Genomic DNA, 16,844 nt, shown 5'->3' on the forward strand with positions numbered 1-16,844 from the left:
TCTTCCCTTTCAATTGAATACTAAGGATGTATAATTCAAAGGATCAAATGAGAGGGGAGGATCCTTTTCTATTTTTATTTCCTCAATCAAAAAACGGTCTCCCTCTTGATCCACGTACGCCGTGCCCGTATAAAAATTCCCTTCTCCAATAAGCCGGAACAAAAATGAATAGCCCCCCCCCTTTTGGCGTTCCCCTCCGCCAATCCGATAGGTCACCTGTCCCGGGGGAAGAAGGGAACGTAATTTTTGAACCTCTTCTTGAGAAAGTCCCTGGGAAAGTAACCATTCCATATCTTTTTGGGCACAAGATTTTACTATAGAACGGGCAAATTCATACGTTTCATCGGAAAACCCCTCCTTTCCGAGAGGTCCGATCATAAAATCGATAGGATAGTGGGGCCCTTCGTTTCCTGAAGGAATAATAAGGCTTACCGAAACATTCTTTTGTTCTGTCTGTGATACTTCCTGGGGGAGACTCTGAATAGGCAATTGAGGGACCACGATAGAACGGGGGCCTTTTGATTGGGCAGAAACAGTATCATCCGTTATGGTCTGTGGCATATTCTTTTGAAGCTGACCGGCCTTAACTTCTTGAGAGCACGAAAGGTATCCTGTCAGGGATAGGACGATAAAAAATACCCCTATCTTTTTATACATGAGAGATGGAATGCCAATACGATGGGTCTTCATGGTGATTCCTTTCCCTTTTTATGCCTTCCGTGGCGGTCTTATACTGGTTTGATTGTACTATGGAAGGAAGTATCCGTCAAAGGGGCAGAGACACTAGGTGCTGTGCCAAAATATGAAAAAGGCTTTTCCTCAGAATTACTGTTTTACCCGTGTAGAAACGTTTTTTCTTTTTTCCAGGAAGCCTTATCTTCATATACCTTTCCAATACCTTTACAAAAGAGGGCTTTTTATAGGCCCTCTTTACTAAATAAGAGATGCCGATTAGTATGCCCATAGGAATTTGTACGAGGGAGTGAAAGCATGGGCATGACGGTTACGGAAAAAATACTTCAGAATCACCTGGTAGAGGGTACCCTTGAACGGGGAAAGGAAATTGGTATTCGCATAGACCAAACCCTTACCCAGGATGCCACAGGAACCATGGCATACTTACAGTTTGAAACCATGGGGCTTGAACGGGTAAAGACGGAACTCTCTGTTTCCTATGTGGATCATAATACCCTTCAGGAAGATTATAAAAACATGGATGACCATCGGTATCTCCAGACGGTGGCCGCCCGTTATGGGATCTGGTTTTCTCGGCCCGGCAATGGTATCTGCCACCAGGTACACCTGGAATGTTTCGGCTTACCCGGAAAAACGCTATTGGGCTCTGATTCCCACACCCCCACCGGCGGAGGCCTGGGCATGCTTGCCATTGGAGCGGGGGGCCTCGATGTGGCGGTTGCCATGGGGGGTGGGCCCTTCTACCTGGTGATGCCTAAAATCATTGGGGTGCATCTGGTGGGGCGCCTCCAGGGAGCCGCTTCTGCGAAGGATATTATCCTTGAACTGTTACGGCGAGAAACCGTAAAAGGTGGGGTAGGATCAATTTACGAGTACTTTGGAGAGGGAGTTCGTTCCCTTACCGTTACCCAGCGGGCTACTATTACGAACATGGGCGCAGAACTTGGCGCCACCACCTCTCTCTTCCCCTCCGATGAGGTTACCCGTCGCTACCTTAAAGAACGGGGGCGGGGAGATGGTTGGATTCCCCTGCAGGCTGATCCGGATGCCCAGTACGATCGGATCATTGAGATCGATCTTTCTAAACTTACGCCCCTTGCCGCGCAGCCCCATTCACCGGACAATGTGGCGCCCATAGCAGAGCTGGCAGGAATTCCCGTAGACCAGGTGGTCATCGGCTCCTGTACCAATTCATCCCTCGATGACCTTGCGGTGGTGGCGGAAATGGTGCGGGGTAAGGTGGTGCATCCTCGGGTTTCTGCGGGTATTGCTCCGGGAAGTCGTACTACGCTGTTAGCGGCAGAAGAGGCGGGCATTCTTAAAGAACTTATCCGGGCAGGATTCCGTATTCTGGAAAGCGCCTGTGGTCCCTGTATCGGTATGGGCTTTGCGCCTAAATCGGGGGGGATAAGCCTGCGGACCTTTAATCGAAACTTTGAAGGCCGCTCTGGTACCCCTGACGCGCGGGTGTACCTGGTATCCCCCGAAACCGCTGCAGCGGCGGCTATCAACGGCGTTATTACCGATCCCAATACGCTCTCGTTCCGCCGACCCCAGGTCTCCTCCTACTATCAACGGGCCCTTAAACAGGCGAAGGATGGAATGCTCATTGCCCCCCTTCCCCTGGAAGAGGCCCAGAACGTCACCATTGAACGGGGACCCAATATTAAGCCCTGCCCCACTCCAAGGCCCGTGGAAGACAGGCTGGAAGCCCCCATTCTCATTAAGACGGGGGACAATGTTTCCACCGATGATATCATGCCTGCGGGCGCAAAGGTCTTACCCCTTCGTTCCAATATTCCAGAAATTTCCAAGTTTGTGTTCCATCGATTTGACCCCGATTTCTGGAAACGGGCCCAAGAGGCAGGAAAGGGGATTGTCATTGGGGGAACCAATTATGGCCAGGGTTCTTCCCGGGAACACGCGGCCCTGGCGCCCATGTATCTTGGGGTGCGGGCGGTGCTGGTTAAGTCCTTTGCCCGGATTCACAAGGCAAACCTGGTGAATTATGGAATCCTTCCCCTGGTGTTTGCAAATCCCCTCGATTACGATACGATAGAAGCCGGCCATGTCCTTAAAATAGAGGGGCTCCACTCTTTCCTGGAAGGAAATGGGAAGGAGATCCTCGTAACCAACGTGACCACCGGCAAAACCTTTTCGGCTATTCTTGATGTGGATGGCCGTTCCCGAAAAATCCTGCGGGCCGGGGGATTGGTGCCTTACACGAAGGGGCTGAGTAGCTAGGTCCATGCAGAGGGATGTACGGGTCCTCCTCGATCAGGGCTATGGAGAGCCGATCCGCTGTAACGTATGGGGGCATATCTATCTTTCTCCGCCGTTGGGAGAACTGTATCGTTCTCGGCCTTTCCAGCGGCTCCAGCGGATAAAACAACTGGGGCCGACCTTCCTGGTGTATCCGGGGGCCACCCATACCCGGGCGGCCCATTCCCTGGGGGTGTATCATTTAGCCCGGCGGCTCATTCGGGCACTTGTTGACCGGGGTGCCGATGCATGGGTAAGTCCCACGGGGCTTATGTCCTTCCTCTGCGCTGCCCTTTTACACGATCTGGGGCATTTCCCGTACACCCATTCCTTAAAAGAACTTCCCCTCAGCCGACACGAAGAGCTTTCTGCCACCATTATCCTTCAGGATGAAGTAAAGTACCTGGTAGGCCGGACTGGCGCAGACCCGTACATGACGGCGGCTATTATCGATGACGAACTTCCCTGTCAGGAAAATAGGGAAGTCCTTTTTTACCGAAAACTCCTTTCGGGGGTGCTTGACCCGGACAAACTGGACTACCTTACCCGGGATGCCCACTCCTGTGGGGTCCCCTATGGGATTCAGGATGTGGATTTTATTATCCATCACCTCTGGCCCCATCCCCAACACGGTCTTATGATAGACGAGCGGGGGATTTCCAGCGTGGAGGCCCTCCTTTTTTCGAAGTACCTCATGTATCGGGCCGTATACTGGCAACGGGATGTGCGAAGCGCCACGGCGATGATAAAAAAAGCCATTTTTCTTGCCCTAAAGGAAGGCCTTCTGCAAAAAGAAGCCCTCTACAACCTGGATGACCAGGGGCTTATAGCATTAGGGAAAAAACTTCCTGCCCCTGTCAGTGCCCTGGTAACTATGGTAGAAGAGGGAAAACTTTACCCTCAAATAGCAGAATATCCTCCCGAGCCGACATATCTGGCAACTCTTTCAGCGTTAGAACAGCGGGAATCCCAAGAAGAGGTGCTCCGTCAAAAGCTGCAAGAGCGAAGCGGCATTCCTTTTACGAAGGGCGACCTCATCATCGATATTCCTGAAGAAATTTCCTTTGAAACGAACCTTTTTATTCGAGAGGATAGTCGGGAATTCCCTGAAAGGAGTACCGTTTTTTCCCGGGAGGTAATCCAGTCGTTTACCGCTTCGATCCGACATATTCGGGTCTTTGTTCATCCCGACCGGTTTTCTGCCATTCAAGGGAGTCCAAAACTTCGGGATGTCTTGCAAAATCCCCTGGATTGGTTACACTTATCGTAGATTCTGGAGGAATAGATGGAAATCCACAACACCACCGAAGATACGGTACTGCAACTGGTCCATGAGATATACGATGCAATTGAACAGGAAGGAAAACCAGACCGTCCCTGTACGTGCTATCAATGTCGTCTTGATACGGCCTGCTATGTGCTCAATCGGGTGCCCCCCCGGTATGTGATTTCGTCCCGGGGAGCGGCCCGTTCAGAAAGCGAGTTTATCGAGCGACAACAGGAAGATGCAGATATTGTAAGTCTCATCTACGAAGGGATTAACAAAATCTCCCGTTCGAAACGGCCCCACTTTCCCCATACCTCTGCTGAGCAGAAACCAAGCCATCCTATACTGGGGCCAGTGTTCAATATACCTACCATCATTGGCCGGGCTTTTAATGGAAGCAACTTTGAGCCTATGACCGATATCGATGTTGAATTATTGAGCGAAGGCAAGCGGGCCCGGATGATCGATCCCAACTGGCAGAATCCCTTTCATCTTGTAGCAAATACGGCGGGGACTTTCACGTTTTGGCCAGAACCGGTGCCCGCAAAAAAGGTGGGGCTCCAGCACACCTTCTCTTTTGCGGTTCGTATCGAGGCTCCCGGATTTGAAACTCTGCTGCACTATTTTGAAGTTTCCGTAACCAGTGAAGAACGTGCCCAGTGGTCTTTTTCACTGCAACGGACCCATAAACTCCCCGACCTGTATCTCTTTCCCCCGGGAGGGGAAGATAGCTAAGCCGCATGTTTCCCCTTACGAATTGCAAAAGGGTAATACCCAACCGCCCCGATTGACCAGCAGCGCCAATCTCTGGTAGTATACCGATCCGTACGGGATGTAGCCTAGGGGCTAAGGCGCTTGCTTTGGGAGCAAGAGACCGGGGGTTCAAATCCCTCCATCCCGACTGTTGTTTCCCTCCTCAGTAAACCCAGAAGAGGCTGTTATCCCTTTCATGAATATTAAAAAGGCCTTTCTTTCAGCAATAGATGATTTTCGTCTTGTAAATGCAAAAGATCGCATCTGTATTGGTTTTTCGGGAGGAAAGGACTCTCTTATTCTTACCTATCTTTTGTCTGAGCTTCTTCAATGGAAAAGATTAGAAATTTCTGTGCGGGCGGTGCATGTGATACAAACCAAAGAAGATGCCAATCTTTTTTCCCAGTATTATGAAAAACTCCTTCGGTCCTGGAACGTGGAACTCACTTTAATATCTGTGCCGGCCGCTTGCCCTGTGGATGGCCCTTCCTCCTGTTATTCCTGTTCGATCCAACGGCGGGAACAGCTGATGCATTTTGCCTACGCCCAGGGGTATACCAAAATTGCCCTAGGACATCATCTGGATGATATCCTTACCACCTTTCTTATGAATAGCTGTCTTCATGGGAAAGCCGAAGCAATGGCTGTTCGTAGGTTTTATCCCTCCTTTGGGGTTACCCTGATTCGTCCCCTTGCCTATATCAGCGAGGAAAGTATAAGTCGTTTTGTGCAAAAAGAGGGGTGGCCTACGATTACCTGTCAGTGTGCATCAAAAAATATCGATTCTCGGTTGGATTTTAGAAAGCGCCTTGAATGTCTTACCCGGGGGTCCCTTGAACAAAAACGCAAACTCTTTACGGCTCTTCAAAGCCTGGGCGCCGTCTCCGACATGGAAATCCATTTTGGAAAATGAAAAAGGCCCGTCGATAAAGACCGGGCCTTTTTTCTGTGCGGCGAACTGGACTTGAACCAGCATGCCTCTCGGCACTAGCACCTCAAGCTAGCGTGTCTACCAATTCCACCATCGCCGCATGAACGATGGATGCATCCTACCGGAAAAATAAAAAAAAGTCAAGGCCCCGCTCCGTCTTGTATCTTTTAAAAGATCACTGCCCTGTCGTATATTTTTGTTAACCCCAGATCCCTCTCTAATTTGATGATACTACTGGCCCTAGAAAAAGCACAAAACACGTTTCTTGAGGAATCAAAACCTACAATGAAAAGAGTTACTCTTTTGACAGGGCAATCGAGCGTACTAAAAGGCGATCTATCCATCCTTTATTGTGTTTAAGGGATATGTATCCGAGGATTGCGGTCCCCAGGGCTCCCAGGGCATCTACAAAGAGATCCAGTATGGTATCGGTAAGGGCCGCATGTCCTACGAGGAGTGTCCCATCGGGAAGAATAAATTTTTGCATGTTAAGACCAAAAAGCCCGTCGGCAAGGAACTCGTAAAATTCCCATAACACCCCAAGGGTTACGGAGAAACAAAATGAAAAAAGGGCCACGAAAAGGGGACTTAAATTCATGGGGACCCGTTCGGAGTTGTTCAATAAAGCAATGAATGAAAAAGCCAAAGCCCCCAACATTCCCCCACTAAAGGTATGAAGAATGGTATCCCAATACCGAAAAAGGTTATAGAAATTTCGTACTTCTCCGAGATAAATGGCACAATACAGGAAAAGAACAAAGGCAAGATACATGGAATTAGGAATCTGGATGCTGAACTTTTGTCTCAGCAAGCCAGGAAGGAACATCATGAAAATACCGAGTAAACACTGCAGGATGATTACCACATAATCGCTTTCAGGACGATCTCCTGGTAAATGGTTTTGGCGAGAGACCACAAAAAGTCGTAAACCTGCGTACAAGAGAGAAAGTAGAAGGGAGGTAAATACAATCCCTTCAATGATCCTGGTAAAGCGAGATTGATTCATGGCTCCTCCATCGTAAAAAAATTATTCTCTGGTAGGGGGAAGCCCCATATACAGGGTCATTCGATGCATACCGGGGTATAATCGATATGCCTCCAGGGTGTCAGGCCCACAGGTAGCGGTCCCCACCCCCCGCTGGGCAATATCGAGATTGAGCCAGAGTCCACGCTGGCAGGCTTCTTCGAAAGGAGGAAGCTCATCCCAGTGGCGGGCTTCCCAGAGTTCCCTGTCGGAGTAGGGGCTTACCGAAAAATCAAAGGGTTTTTCACTTCCAATCCAGAGAAGGGGCCGCTCTACCTGGTACAGGGTGAGCCATCGTACCTGGTGGCGGTTGCCCTGCTCCTGTGGAACTATATAGGGGGTAACTAGTTGAGGTATGGAAGCGTACCAGCGCCCAAGCATAGCCCCCGCTTTCCTGTCGCTGTAGGCTTCGTGGGGCCCAAGGCCAAACCATTCCACATGACTAAAAGGTCTGGTTTTCATCTGAATGCCGATGCGGGGAAGCTCTGGTAGAGAGGGGTTAAGAATGAAGGTCATATCGAGGCGGAACAGCCTGCCCGAAAGAGGGGTAATCCTCTCGTGATAGTAACCAACATCTTTTCCCTTTTTTGTGGTGATATGCCATATTGTCTCGGTAGCTGAAATGATGCTCTCCTCCTCTCCCTGAGAAGAGGATTTCGAAGATGGAAATGCTTTTTTATCTCGAGAGATTGGGTTTTCTATGGTGCCCGTTGGAAGATGTTGTTCAGGGAAATCTTCTTGCGTTAGTACCAGATCATCCAGTCCCCATTCAAACCAGGCATTCATTGCCTTGTTGGCATAGTAAAATGAGAATTCGGGACGGTTACGTACCTGTTGAAAATTCTTAAGCCCATCGTTCTGCGTGGGAACCCGGAACAGATGGGGCCGGATAGGCTCTTGCAGGAATTCCCCATACTGGGGAATGTACACCGAGAATAGCCCTTGTTCTCTACGAACCAGGATGTCGCTGGTCTGCGGGTGCTCCCTTCCCTGGGCCGTCGTTTTTTTCTGCCCTCTCAAGTCACTCATATCCCAGGGGGTAAGCTCAAAGCTCTCGCTACTGACGATATGGCCCACCCTTGCCCAGGAAGTAGGAACGGCAAGTCTAACAAAGAGCTGTAAAACCAGGGGATCTTTTTTTAGAAAATAGGTCTCCACGGTCTGATTATAATCCAGGGGTAATTCCAGTGAAACGATTTCACCCGGTTTGCAGGGAGGCATAGGAACAACCCCTTCCACTACGGGGATTCTCCTTTCTGAGGGATCGCCGGAAACAATCTGCCATGCCAGTTCAAGATGGGAAAGATCGATAAAATCGTAACAGTTGTGAATAAAAATCCTATTCCAGCGAAACTGGATTTCGGCGCCGGGGGAACTTGCATCGCTAACCCGCTGGGTATGATAGCGGGTGGGCAGGGTACGATATATTTTAACCGGCCGGTACACCCGGTGGACCTCTGCCATGACGGGTTTTAAGGTTCTATCAGGAAAGACAAGCCCATCGGCAATAAAGTCGTAGTCTGTGGGGAGGTCCCCAAAGTCTCCTCCATAGCGCCAGGCCTTACTTCGCCCTGAGGATTCTGCTTTTTCTGTCGGGGACCGAAGGAGCGTCTCTGTGCGAGAGGTTTTGGTTGCCTCCGCCGGATTGGTATCTGCCTTACAAGCGGTGCCCGCCGTCTCTATCGGGGAATCTTTAAAAAAGGTGAGAGCATTGGGCCCCGGGGGTGTCTGACAGGAAGGGGCGATGGCCCCTCCGGATCCTACTAGGATACCGTGGTCCATCCATTCCCAGATACAGCCCCCCTGGAGCCCCTGGCCTTTTTCTATTGCCTCCCAATAATCTGAAAGGCTGCCGTTAGAGTTCCCCATGGCGTGGGAATATTCACACATGATGTTAGGGCGGTAATCCTTGGTTGTTCGATCCCATTCGGAGAGCCAGGAAATCGCAGGATACATGGAACTGACGATATCGGTGGCCAATGTGCCCCGACCCTCGGTGATAAGGGGATGAGCCCCCTGACCCCAGTTGGGGCGGCAGGCCCCTTCGTAGTGTAACGGGCGGGATGGATCAAAGGACCGCAGCCACCCGGCAGCCCCATCGTGATTGGGTCCATAGCCTGATTCATTCCCCAGGGACCACATGATAACACAGGGATGATTTTTGTCCCGAAGGGCCATACGGGAGACCCGATCGAGAAAGGCCTGGGCATACCGGCTATCCCGGCAGATACTGTCGTAGTAGGCATGACTTTCGATATTGGCTTCGTCGATGACGTACAACCCAAATTCATCACACAGGTCATACCACCGTTCGTCGTTGGGATAATGGCTCGTTCGGACTGTGTTAATATTGTGCTGTTTCATTAAGAGGATGTCGGTAACCATGGACTCAAGGGAAAGGGCCTTACCGGTCCGCTCATCGTGTTCATGGCGGTTCACCCCTTTTATGAGAACCCGTTTCCCGTTAATCAGGAGGGCCTGATCCCGGATTTCTATCTGTCGAAAACCAACCCGCAGGGCCGTGCTTTCGATGCTATTCCCCTCCGCATCGGTAAGGGTTATCACCAGAACGTACAGAAAGGGATCTTCAGCGGACCAGAGGTGTGGCTGGGCTATAGGAATGCTCAAGATCCCTTCCCAACGACCAAAGGCATAGAGGGGGGGAACGGTGGTTTCTGCGCTTTCGACTTTTTGCAAAGAGGGGACTTTTTCATCGCCCACCGATGCTTGATATTCTGAGAGGGGCTCATACAACGTACACTGAACACGGCAGGGGAGCGATGGAAGGGCTCGCTCAAAGGAGGCTTCCCCATAATCGGCTCGTACCGGAAGATCCGGTATCGCCGCCGCAGGGTCAGCGGTAAAACCGACCTTTACCTGAATATCGAGTCGATGAGTATCACCATGAACATCCCCCACCGGGGGAAAATAGGGGGCCACCCCCCTAGAAACGGCTTTGCTACCCGCCAGGTGAGGGCGGGCATCCACATCCTGAATGTAGGCGGAGCCTGTGCTATAAAGATATACGCTTCGGTGAATGCCCCCGAGCCACCACTGATCCTGGTCTTCGATATAACTTGCGTCGGAATACCGGACCACCATGAGGCCCACCCAGTTCTTCCCTGGGACAAGATAGGAGGTGATATCGAATTCGGCAGGAAGATGAGAGTCCTTTGAAAAACCAACTTCCTGCCCGTTTACATAGACCGCAAGGAAACTTTCAGCACTCCCTACATGGAGTACCACCCGGCGTTGTTCCCACGAAAGAGGAAGTTCAAAGGAACGACGATACAAGCCCGTCGGATTATGGGTTACCGGGGCCGTAGGAGGCACATTCCCAAAGGGCATGATGACATTCGTATAGTGGGGCCTGTCATATCCCTGCAATGACCAACTCCCTGGTACCTGGATAGATCCCCACTGCTCAGAGCTTTCTTGTTGGTGGGGTGGCACATACCAATTGGCAGGTATGTGCTGGGGTGAATCATACCAGAGGAACTCCCAGCAGCCATCAAGATCCAGTACCCAGGGAGTATTTGAGGGAAGTCCTCCCTGTTGAAGTTTCCTATGACGGGGGCCCCCCAGGGCGTCCTTCAGGGCCTCTGTGGGATCTGCAAAGGGAAAAAGAGGACTCCGCATAGGAAGTCGATGGAGGGAAGTCTGTTCCGGTTCTTCCCAGGGGAAGGGGTGAAGCTTCTCACGGTGATTCATATACAATCTCCTCTGATTGGGGAATTTTATAAGAAACAGAACTCCGTTCTATAAGAATGGGCTCTATGGTAATGGTATGATGTAGCGGGGGGTATTTTTCCCCTTGTTCTAATAGTTCAAATAAGAGTTGGACACCCCGGCGGCCTATAAATCCGGCAGGATATTCAAAGGTAGTTAATTTGATATCAGGTTGAGTAATGAGTGGTGCATTATCAAAACCAAGGAGGGAAATATCTTCAGGGATGCGAAGCCCTAAGGCGGTGGCTTCCTGCCATACCTCAAAGGCAAGAATATCATTGACACAAAAAAGCGCCGTTGGCCGGTGAGGTGAAGCAAGATAATTTTTGATAAGACCTTTCCATTCTTGTCGCTGTTCTTCGGGTAGGTAAAGTTCCGAAACCGAAAGCTCTTTGCCTTCAAAGCTATCGCTTTTTTGGATCTCTAGATAAGCAGTTTTAAACCCTTGACTTCTTAGTACAAACGGTGTATGACCAGAACGAGAACAAAGACCTAACGAACGGTGCCCTTTTTCTAAGAGGTATCGGGCTGCTCGCTGGCCTGCCCTAAAATCGTCAAGATAAATACAGGAAAAACTTTCCCATTGGTGATCTAAAATAACCACGGGAATTCCCTTAGCAGAGAACTGTCGGAGTAGATACACATTTTCTGAAGATCCGGGGAAAAGATCAAAAGAAGGGGAGATAAGTATTCCTGCCAGGGGACGTTCGGCAAGTCTTTTAAGGACTTCTGCTTCTGTATGGTGAGATCCTCCGGAACAGCTAAACAACGCCTGGAACCCCTTTTCGCGGATTGCCCGTTCCGCCTCTTCGACAAGGGCGGGGTACACGTATCCTGAAAGGTGGGGAAGAATTACCGCAATATCTTTATTGGATTGAACAGGAAGGCTTGTCGCTTTTCGGAAAGAACCCTTGCCTCGGCGGGTTTCAATAAGCCCTTCATGAAAGAGCCGTGCCAGCGCTTCCCGCACCTGAGGGCGTGAAGTGCCAAAGCGGACGCTGAGGGTATGTTCAGAGGGAAGCTGCTCTCCCACTGCAATGGCGTTGGTAGCAAACTGTTCGATGAGCCAGAAATAAATGGTATCCGCCTTAGACATGTTAACAACCTATGAAACCTGTACTACAGGTTAATCAGCCTAATGAGAAAAGGTCTTTTTGTCAATTGAGAAAACTTTCGGCTGGTAGTTTTTCTTCGTTAATGTTCTAAATAAAAAGAGGATGTCGGAATTTTAATTTTAATAAAGAAGGGACAGGCCCATCGTGTTCTTTTTATCGGTGCTCGCTGGTTCTGTTTTACTCTGTATAAAATTTTTCTTGACAACTTACTATTCCGGGTGTACCATCAATTTACACGTGTAAATAACACGTGTAAATTGATGGGAAAGAGAGAGGAGGTATCCCTATGAAACAAGGGATAGTACGTTTGGTGGGCCTTATGATGGTATGGGGGTTCACGGTTGTAGGGGCTCAAGAGTTGGTTGTTCAGCCTATTCCTGGACTTCCCCGAGACTTTATCCGGGGCGCCGATGTGTCTATGCTTGCTCAGATAGAAGAAAAGGGAGGGATATACTACGATGCTCAGGGAAAACCTCAGGATGCCCTGGTTGTTTTAAAGGATCACGGGATTAATTGGGTACGGCTTCGGCTGTGGCATACCCCTCGCAGTCCTAAGGCTGTGGTGCGGGATGGAAAAATTATTGCTAATAAGGGGGATCTTCCCGGTGGTGGCAATAATGACCTCGCCCGAACGATTATGCTTGCCCAGCGGGCAAAGAAATTGGGATTAAAGATTTTCCTTGATTTTCATTATAGTGATTTTTGGGCGGATCCGAAGACCCAAACTAAACCTTTCGCCTGGAAAGACCTGGGGCTTAATGAACTTACCACTGAGATTTATAAATATACCCTTGATGTAATAAAACAGATGACCGCTGCCGGGGTTACCCCTGACATGGTGCAGATCGGGAACGAACTCAATAATGGGATGCTCTGGCCGGAAGGAAAGATCTGGAAGGATGATCGGGATCCGCAGGTAGGAGGAATGAGTGCTTTTATTAAGCTACTCAAGAGTGCCTCTAAAGCGGTGCGGGACGCAGATCCTTCAGGAAAAGCAAAGAACATCAAAATAGTTATTCATCTGGCCGATGGGGGAAACAATGCTCTCTATCGTAGTATTTTTGATCCTATCGTAAAAGAAAAGGTGGATTTCGATGTAATTGGTCTTTCCTATTATTGTTATTGGCACGGTCCCCTTTCAGATCTCCAGGCTAACCTAAAGGATCTGGCAAATCGGTACAAAAAGGAACTTCTTATTGCTGAAACCGCCTATGGTTGGACCGAAGAAGATGGAGATAGTCAGGGAAATGTGTTTAAAGTGTATGACGATGAACAGGGGGGCTATGTAGCGAGCGTCCAGGGGCAGGCGACGGCAGTCCGGGACGTCATGGCTGCCATTGCTTCGGTTCCTGGGGGGCTGGGTATTTTTTATTGGGCCCCTGAATGGATACCTGTCGAAGGAGCCGGTTGGTTTGTAGGCGAAGGGAATAACTGGGAGAACCAGGCAATGTTCGACTTTAAAGGCCGGGTTCTTCCTTCTATGCAGGTATTTAATCGAGTTTACGATACAAAACCGGTGCAGATTGTTCCGGTCCGTGCCGAGCCGGTTAAGTTCCGTACCGCGCCCGCAACTCCCGTAAATCTCCCTTCAAAGATAAAAGTTGAATTCAATGACGGGGCCCTGCGTCTTGTGGACGTGGAATGGGACCGCCATGATTGGAGTAAAGAAACCAGTGAACGGGTGTTTCTGTTGACCGGAAGGGTAAAGGGAGCGAGCCTGCCGGTCCAAGCGGAGATTACGGTAAGTAAGAAAATTAACCTTATAACCGATGCTTCCTGGGAAAGTGGTAAGCTTGGGGAATGGAAGCTTAATGGTCCTTCGGTGGCCTGCTTTGTAGAAAATAACAAAGCTAACGCTCGGACCGGCTCTTGGACGTACAAATATTGGCTTGATAAACCTTTTAAGTCAGACCTCAGCAGAACCTTTAAGAACATCCCCAATGGTACCTATGTACTTTCTATCTGGGCCATGGGTGGGGGTGGCGAAAATTCTATAAAACTCTACGCCCGGGACTTTGGGTCGGGAAAGACGATTTCGGTACCTATTGTGAACACCGGCTGGCGAGCCTGGAAGCAGTATACCATCCCTGCCATCGAGGTAACCAATAACCAGTGTACCATCGGGATTTATATCGATGCGAATGCCAACTGTTGGGGAAACTTCGACGATGTGGAATTCTACCTTGATACGAAATAGGAGAATGGTATGAAAGAACGGAAAAGGTTCGGATCACGATGGTTTATACAACATGGGAAAAGCTTTCCATCTCTAGTATGGTATCTCAGAGCACATGGAAAACAAATCTTTTTGATAGCATTATGGATGGCCTCTTTTGTGATGGTCCCGTTTGATTTAAAAGCCCAGCAAGTCATAGAAAATGATACGGAAATTCCCGTAAACGAGGACCTTTCTGTGATTCCATCCGCAAAAGAACAGGGTGATAGTTCTCTTAAAAGTGGTCTTTGGATTGAGGTAACGAGTAATACGGTTTCTCTTATCCGTGATATCGCCACGGGCACCAAAAGCGGCTATGAATTAGATCGGGCTTCTTTGTTTTCTAAGGCCAACTGGTGGTTCTGGGGAGAGGTTATTCCTGGAATACACCTGGATGCAGAAATAGGTCTGTGGAAACTGGATCACACCCTTTACCAGGCAAATAGTTACGGTGCTAATGTGCCTGATGTTACCTGGGGTGATGGTATCCAAGGGATTGCCTCCTTATTTTTTGCACCGGTTTCAGGACTTAATTCTTCTACTCCTGGAGTTCTTAACAAACTGGGCTTTTCGATAAAGGGTCCCCATGTTGAAAGTCGCATCGGATATGGCTCTCTCAATGAAAATACGATGAGCGGTTTCACCGGTATTTATAATGTGCTGGATCCCTGGGATGATGTAGGTAAGGGATTTTGGGAATTTCGAAATGGAAAGGCCCTCCAATCTTTAGGAGAGAATAGCTCTCTTAATGTTCTTGTGGCTTTGAGTCGTATGCGAGGAGAATATGGCCTGTATTCTGTAACGGACCTTCGATTAGGAGAAGATGTACAGTTGGCAGCTACTTTTACAAGCGTCAGTAATTCTACGGAATTGTTCCGTTATAATGAACAAAATCTTAATGCTCTTTCAAACTATGGGGACTTCCGGTTAAATGAAACTATTGGAATTGAACTCCATGTATTAACAACCTTTGGTACGGAGGTCCCTGCTAGCCTTGATGCTTCTGCCGTAGCTGGCCGAGTACGTTTTAGTAAGGGAGCATATACCACCAGTGTTGCCCAGTCTTTTGCAGGGAAAAAAGCTGACACTGTTTGGGGGAACAACGCCATCCTTGATGCGGATACGGCTACTACTACCTGGATCCAGACCTTGACATTAGGGCAATCCCTTTCCTTTACCCTGGATAGCTCTCTTACCTTGGCAGGTATGGATGACCTGACAAAGGGGCAGTGGACTGGCCGTTTCCAGCCAATAGTAGATGTGAGTTTGGTTCCCTTCTTTTCTCTTGACCTCTCTCTTTCAGCCTATGGGGTATTCCTGGTGGATCGACTTGCAGAAAATACTGCCAGTGATCGTCCGTGGGTATTCCGTTTCTCAGAGGGAGGTATAGAGATAAAGGCGCTTGAGCTTTCTCCCTATGTGAAAAAGATCCTTTTTGATTATGCGCTTCTTGCCGAGTACGGTACCTGGTCTTCTTCCCGGTATCCCCTGAATGTTCTGTATCATTCCGTTATGACCACTTACGATGTGGACGATTCCCTTGGATTTACGGGGGCAGCCCTCTTTCGTCAGAAATTGAGTGAAGATCCTGCGTGGGTGCCCTTTGGTTTTGCCCTGGGTTTCTCCCAAAAAACGAGTATCACTTCTTTAGGATCTCCCCGTTTGTGGGCCCATATTACCTACGGCATGGATCCCTACGAAAGCACGGGCTACGAACTGTACCGGGCCGATGATCCGGATAACCGACCCGAACATAGGACCTTCCTTCTTAACAGTTTGTATGAAGCAGTTACGGAAAGCCGTATCAGTATTGGTCTTATCTGGGATTTAAAATAGGAGGTGTGTTGTGAAACTGAGAAAATTGTGGAAGTGGGAATTAACTCTGTTCTTCCTTGGAGGGGTCCTTTTCCTGTTTTCCTCCTGTGCCGATCCCTTGGGGCTCCATAATCAGGAGGCTGCTAAGGTAACCTTTGTGATAAAGAATTTTTCCAATCTTAGTGGTTCCTATGCTATTCCTGGAGATTTTAACAACTGGGATAACAGTACCTCGGTAATTATTCTTAAAGATGGCAAAGGAACTTCTTCAGTTCTTTCTATAACTCGTTCGGCCATTAAATGCACGGTGGTCCCCGTGGGAAGTTGGACCAGGCCCTGGTATCCCGCTACCCAGGGAAATGCGATAGATGAGACACAGAATGTGTACCATAACTTTTATATCAGTGGTATCACCCTGGGCGATGAGGTCACCATCACCATCGATGGGAGTACTGCTCCTGCAACCATTAGGGTGGAATAGGAGGATAAGGATGAAAAAGCGTACCATTTTGTGCTGTAAGACTGTCTCGGTTTCTTGGGGTACCAATCAGAAAAGAAGAATTTTTCCCTCTCTTAAGAAATATAGGATCATGGGGAGTTTATTTCTGATAATAATAGGTAGTTTAGTTTTGGATAGTTGTGAAATGCTCCAATTAAGTTTAAGTTCGGAACAAAAGATTCGAATAGTTGCAGAAACCGGTGTAGCAAACCTGGCGGATACCGTATGGTATTACAATGGCTCAAAGAACAGTTCCATGGCCGGTTCTGTCGGATTCTTAAGCATTTCCTTTGGAAAAAAAGTACGTCTCAGTGAGACGGGCCTTTCTGGTTCCTTTACCCTTTCGTATACTAACGGAGCAGGGAATCAATCTACAGAAACCCTCTCTCTCTCGGGAGGATACCTGAGCTCCGATGCTACGGTGTATCACCTGAACATGGGGCCGATTCTTTCTCGCCTTGATGGGGGAACTACTATCCCTTCTGGAAGCTTGAATGTCACCGTAAAGGTAGGCGGCTTCGCGCTCTGCCATAATAGT

12 protein-coding genes and 2 tRNA genes are annotated in these 16,844 nt (G+C 49.1%); 9 read left to right on the forward strand and 5 right to left on the reverse strand.

Going from position 1 to position 16,844, the window contains the following annotated elements:
- Positions 1-9: 9 nt before the first annotated feature.
- Positions 10-690 carry a hypothetical protein gene (locus C5O22_RS03465; protein ID WP_132779812.1) on the reverse strand — a complete coding sequence of 227 codons (681 nt, stop codon included), beginning with the start codon at positions 688-690 and terminating at the stop codon, positions 10-12.
- Between the two features lie 300 nt (positions 691-990).
- On the opposite strand from C5O22_RS03465, the gene C5O22_RS03470 reads away from it, so the two are divergent.
- The 5 genes from C5O22_RS03470 to C5O22_RS03490 all read left to right on the forward strand — a co-directional run bounded on the left by C5O22_RS03470 (position 991) and on the right by C5O22_RS03490 (position 5,891).
- A complete protein-coding gene (locus C5O22_RS03470) occupies positions 991-2,940 on the forward strand; it encodes an aconitate hydratase (protein WP_132779813.1) in 1,950 nt (649 codons plus the stop codon).
- 4 nt (positions 2,941-2,944) lie between these two features.
- Entirely contained in the window at positions 2,945-4,228 is a 1,284-nt protein-coding gene (locus C5O22_RS03475; RefSeq protein ID WP_132779814.1) for an HD domain-containing protein, read from the forward strand.
- Positions 4,229-4,243: 15 nt separating this feature from the next.
- Positions 4,244-4,960 (forward strand): late competence development ComFB family protein, encoded by a 717-nt coding sequence (locus C5O22_RS03480; RefSeq protein WP_132779815.1) that lies wholly within the window; start codon positions 4,244-4,246, stop codon positions 4,958-4,960.
- Positions 4,961-5,053: 93 nt separating this feature from the next.
- Positions 5,054-5,126, forward strand: a tRNA-Pro gene (locus tag C5O22_RS03485).
- A 48-nt stretch (positions 5,127-5,174) separates the two neighbouring features.
- Positions 5,175-5,891, forward strand: a complete 717-nt coding sequence (locus tag C5O22_RS03490) for a PP-loop family protein (protein ID WP_132779816.1) — start codon at positions 5,175-5,177, stop codon at positions 5,889-5,891.
- Between the two features lie 36 nt (positions 5,892-5,927).
- On the opposite strand, the gene C5O22_RS03495 is transcribed toward C5O22_RS03490, so the two are convergent.
- The 4 genes from C5O22_RS03495 to C5O22_RS03510 form a co-directional block, all read right to left on the reverse strand.
- A tRNA-Leu gene (locus C5O22_RS03495) sits at positions 5,928-6,009 on the reverse strand.
- 195 nt (positions 6,010-6,204) lie between these two features.
- Positions 6,205-6,915 carry a DUF2238 domain-containing protein gene (locus C5O22_RS03500; RefSeq protein WP_132779817.1) on the reverse strand — a complete coding sequence of 237 codons (711 nt, stop codon included), beginning with the start codon at positions 6,913-6,915 and terminating at the stop codon, positions 6,205-6,207.
- 21 nt (positions 6,916-6,936) lie between these two features.
- Positions 6,937-10,644: a glycoside hydrolase family 2 TIM barrel-domain containing protein gene (locus C5O22_RS03505; RefSeq protein ID WP_132779818.1), complete on the reverse strand. Its 3,708-nt coding sequence runs from the start codon at positions 10,642-10,644 to the stop codon at positions 6,937-6,939.
- Positions 10,631-11,758: a GntR family transcriptional regulator gene (locus C5O22_RS03510; RefSeq protein ID WP_132779819.1), complete on the reverse strand. Its 1,128-nt coding sequence runs from the start codon at positions 11,756-11,758 to the stop codon at positions 10,631-10,633. Before C5O22_RS03510 ends, C5O22_RS03505 begins: the two co-directional genes overlap by 14 nt.
- Before the next feature lie 305 nt (positions 11,759-12,063).
- On the opposite strand from C5O22_RS03510, the gene C5O22_RS03515 reads away from it, so the two are divergent.
- From C5O22_RS03515 to C5O22_RS03530, 4 genes are all read left to right on the forward strand, one after another.
- Entirely contained in the window at positions 12,064-13,974 is a 1,911-nt protein-coding gene (locus C5O22_RS03515; RefSeq protein WP_132779820.1) for a glycosyl hydrolase 53 family protein, read from the forward strand.
- 138 nt (positions 13,975-14,112) lie between these two features.
- Positions 14,113-15,828 carry a hypothetical protein gene (locus tag C5O22_RS03520; RefSeq protein WP_132779821.1) on the forward strand — a complete coding sequence of 572 codons (1,716 nt, stop codon included), beginning with the start codon at positions 14,113-14,115 and terminating at the stop codon, positions 15,826-15,828.
- A 10-nt stretch (positions 15,829-15,838) separates the two neighbouring features.
- Positions 15,839-16,288 carry a hypothetical protein gene (locus C5O22_RS03525; protein WP_132779822.1) on the forward strand — a complete coding sequence of 150 codons (450 nt, stop codon included), beginning with the start codon at positions 15,839-15,841 and terminating at the stop codon, positions 16,286-16,288.
- 163 nt (positions 16,289-16,451) lie between these two features.
- On the forward strand, positions 16,452-16,844 hold a 393-nt coding region (locus tag C5O22_RS03530; protein WP_132779823.1), incomplete at its 3' end, for a hypothetical protein.

Origin of the sequence: Treponema sp. J25, assembly GCF_004343725.1 — a bacterium.
GTDB lineage: Bacteria > Spirochaetota > Spirochaetia > Treponematales > Breznakiellaceae > J25.

Bases quoted from the DNA above. Each gene is read 5' to 3' on its own strand.
- C5O22_RS03465 (WP_132779812.1), bottom strand. From the start codon at position 690: ATGAAGACCCATCGTATTGGCATTCCATCTCTCATGTATAAAAAGATA.
- C5O22_RS03470 (WP_132779813.1), top strand. From the start codon at position 991: ATGGGCATGACGGTTACGGAAAAAATACTTCAGAATCACCTGGTAGAG.
- C5O22_RS03475 (WP_132779814.1), top strand. From the start codon at position 2,945: ATGCAGAGGGATGTACGGGTCCTCCTCGATCAGGGCTATGGAGAGCCG.
- C5O22_RS03515 (WP_132779820.1), top strand. From the start codon at position 12,064: ATGAAACAAGGGATAGTACGTTTGGTGGGCCTTATGATGGTATGGGGG.
- C5O22_RS03490 (WP_132779816.1), top strand. From the start codon at position 5,175: ATGAATATTAAAAAGGCCTTTCTTTCAGCAATAGATGATTTTCGTCTT.
- C5O22_RS03505 (WP_132779818.1), bottom strand. From the start codon at position 10,644: ATGAATCACCGTGAGAAGCTTCACCCCTTCCCCTGGGAAGAACCGGAA.
- C5O22_RS03480 (WP_132779815.1), top strand. From the start codon at position 4,244: ATGGAAATCCACAACACCACCGAAGATACGGTACTGCAACTGGTCCAT.
- C5O22_RS03500 (WP_132779817.1), bottom strand. From the start codon at position 6,915: ATGAATCAATCTCGCTTTACCAGGATCATTGAAGGGATTGTATTTACC.
- C5O22_RS03510 (WP_132779819.1), bottom strand. From the start codon at position 11,758: ATGTCTAAGGCGGATACCATTTATTTCTGGCTCATCGAACAGTTTGCT.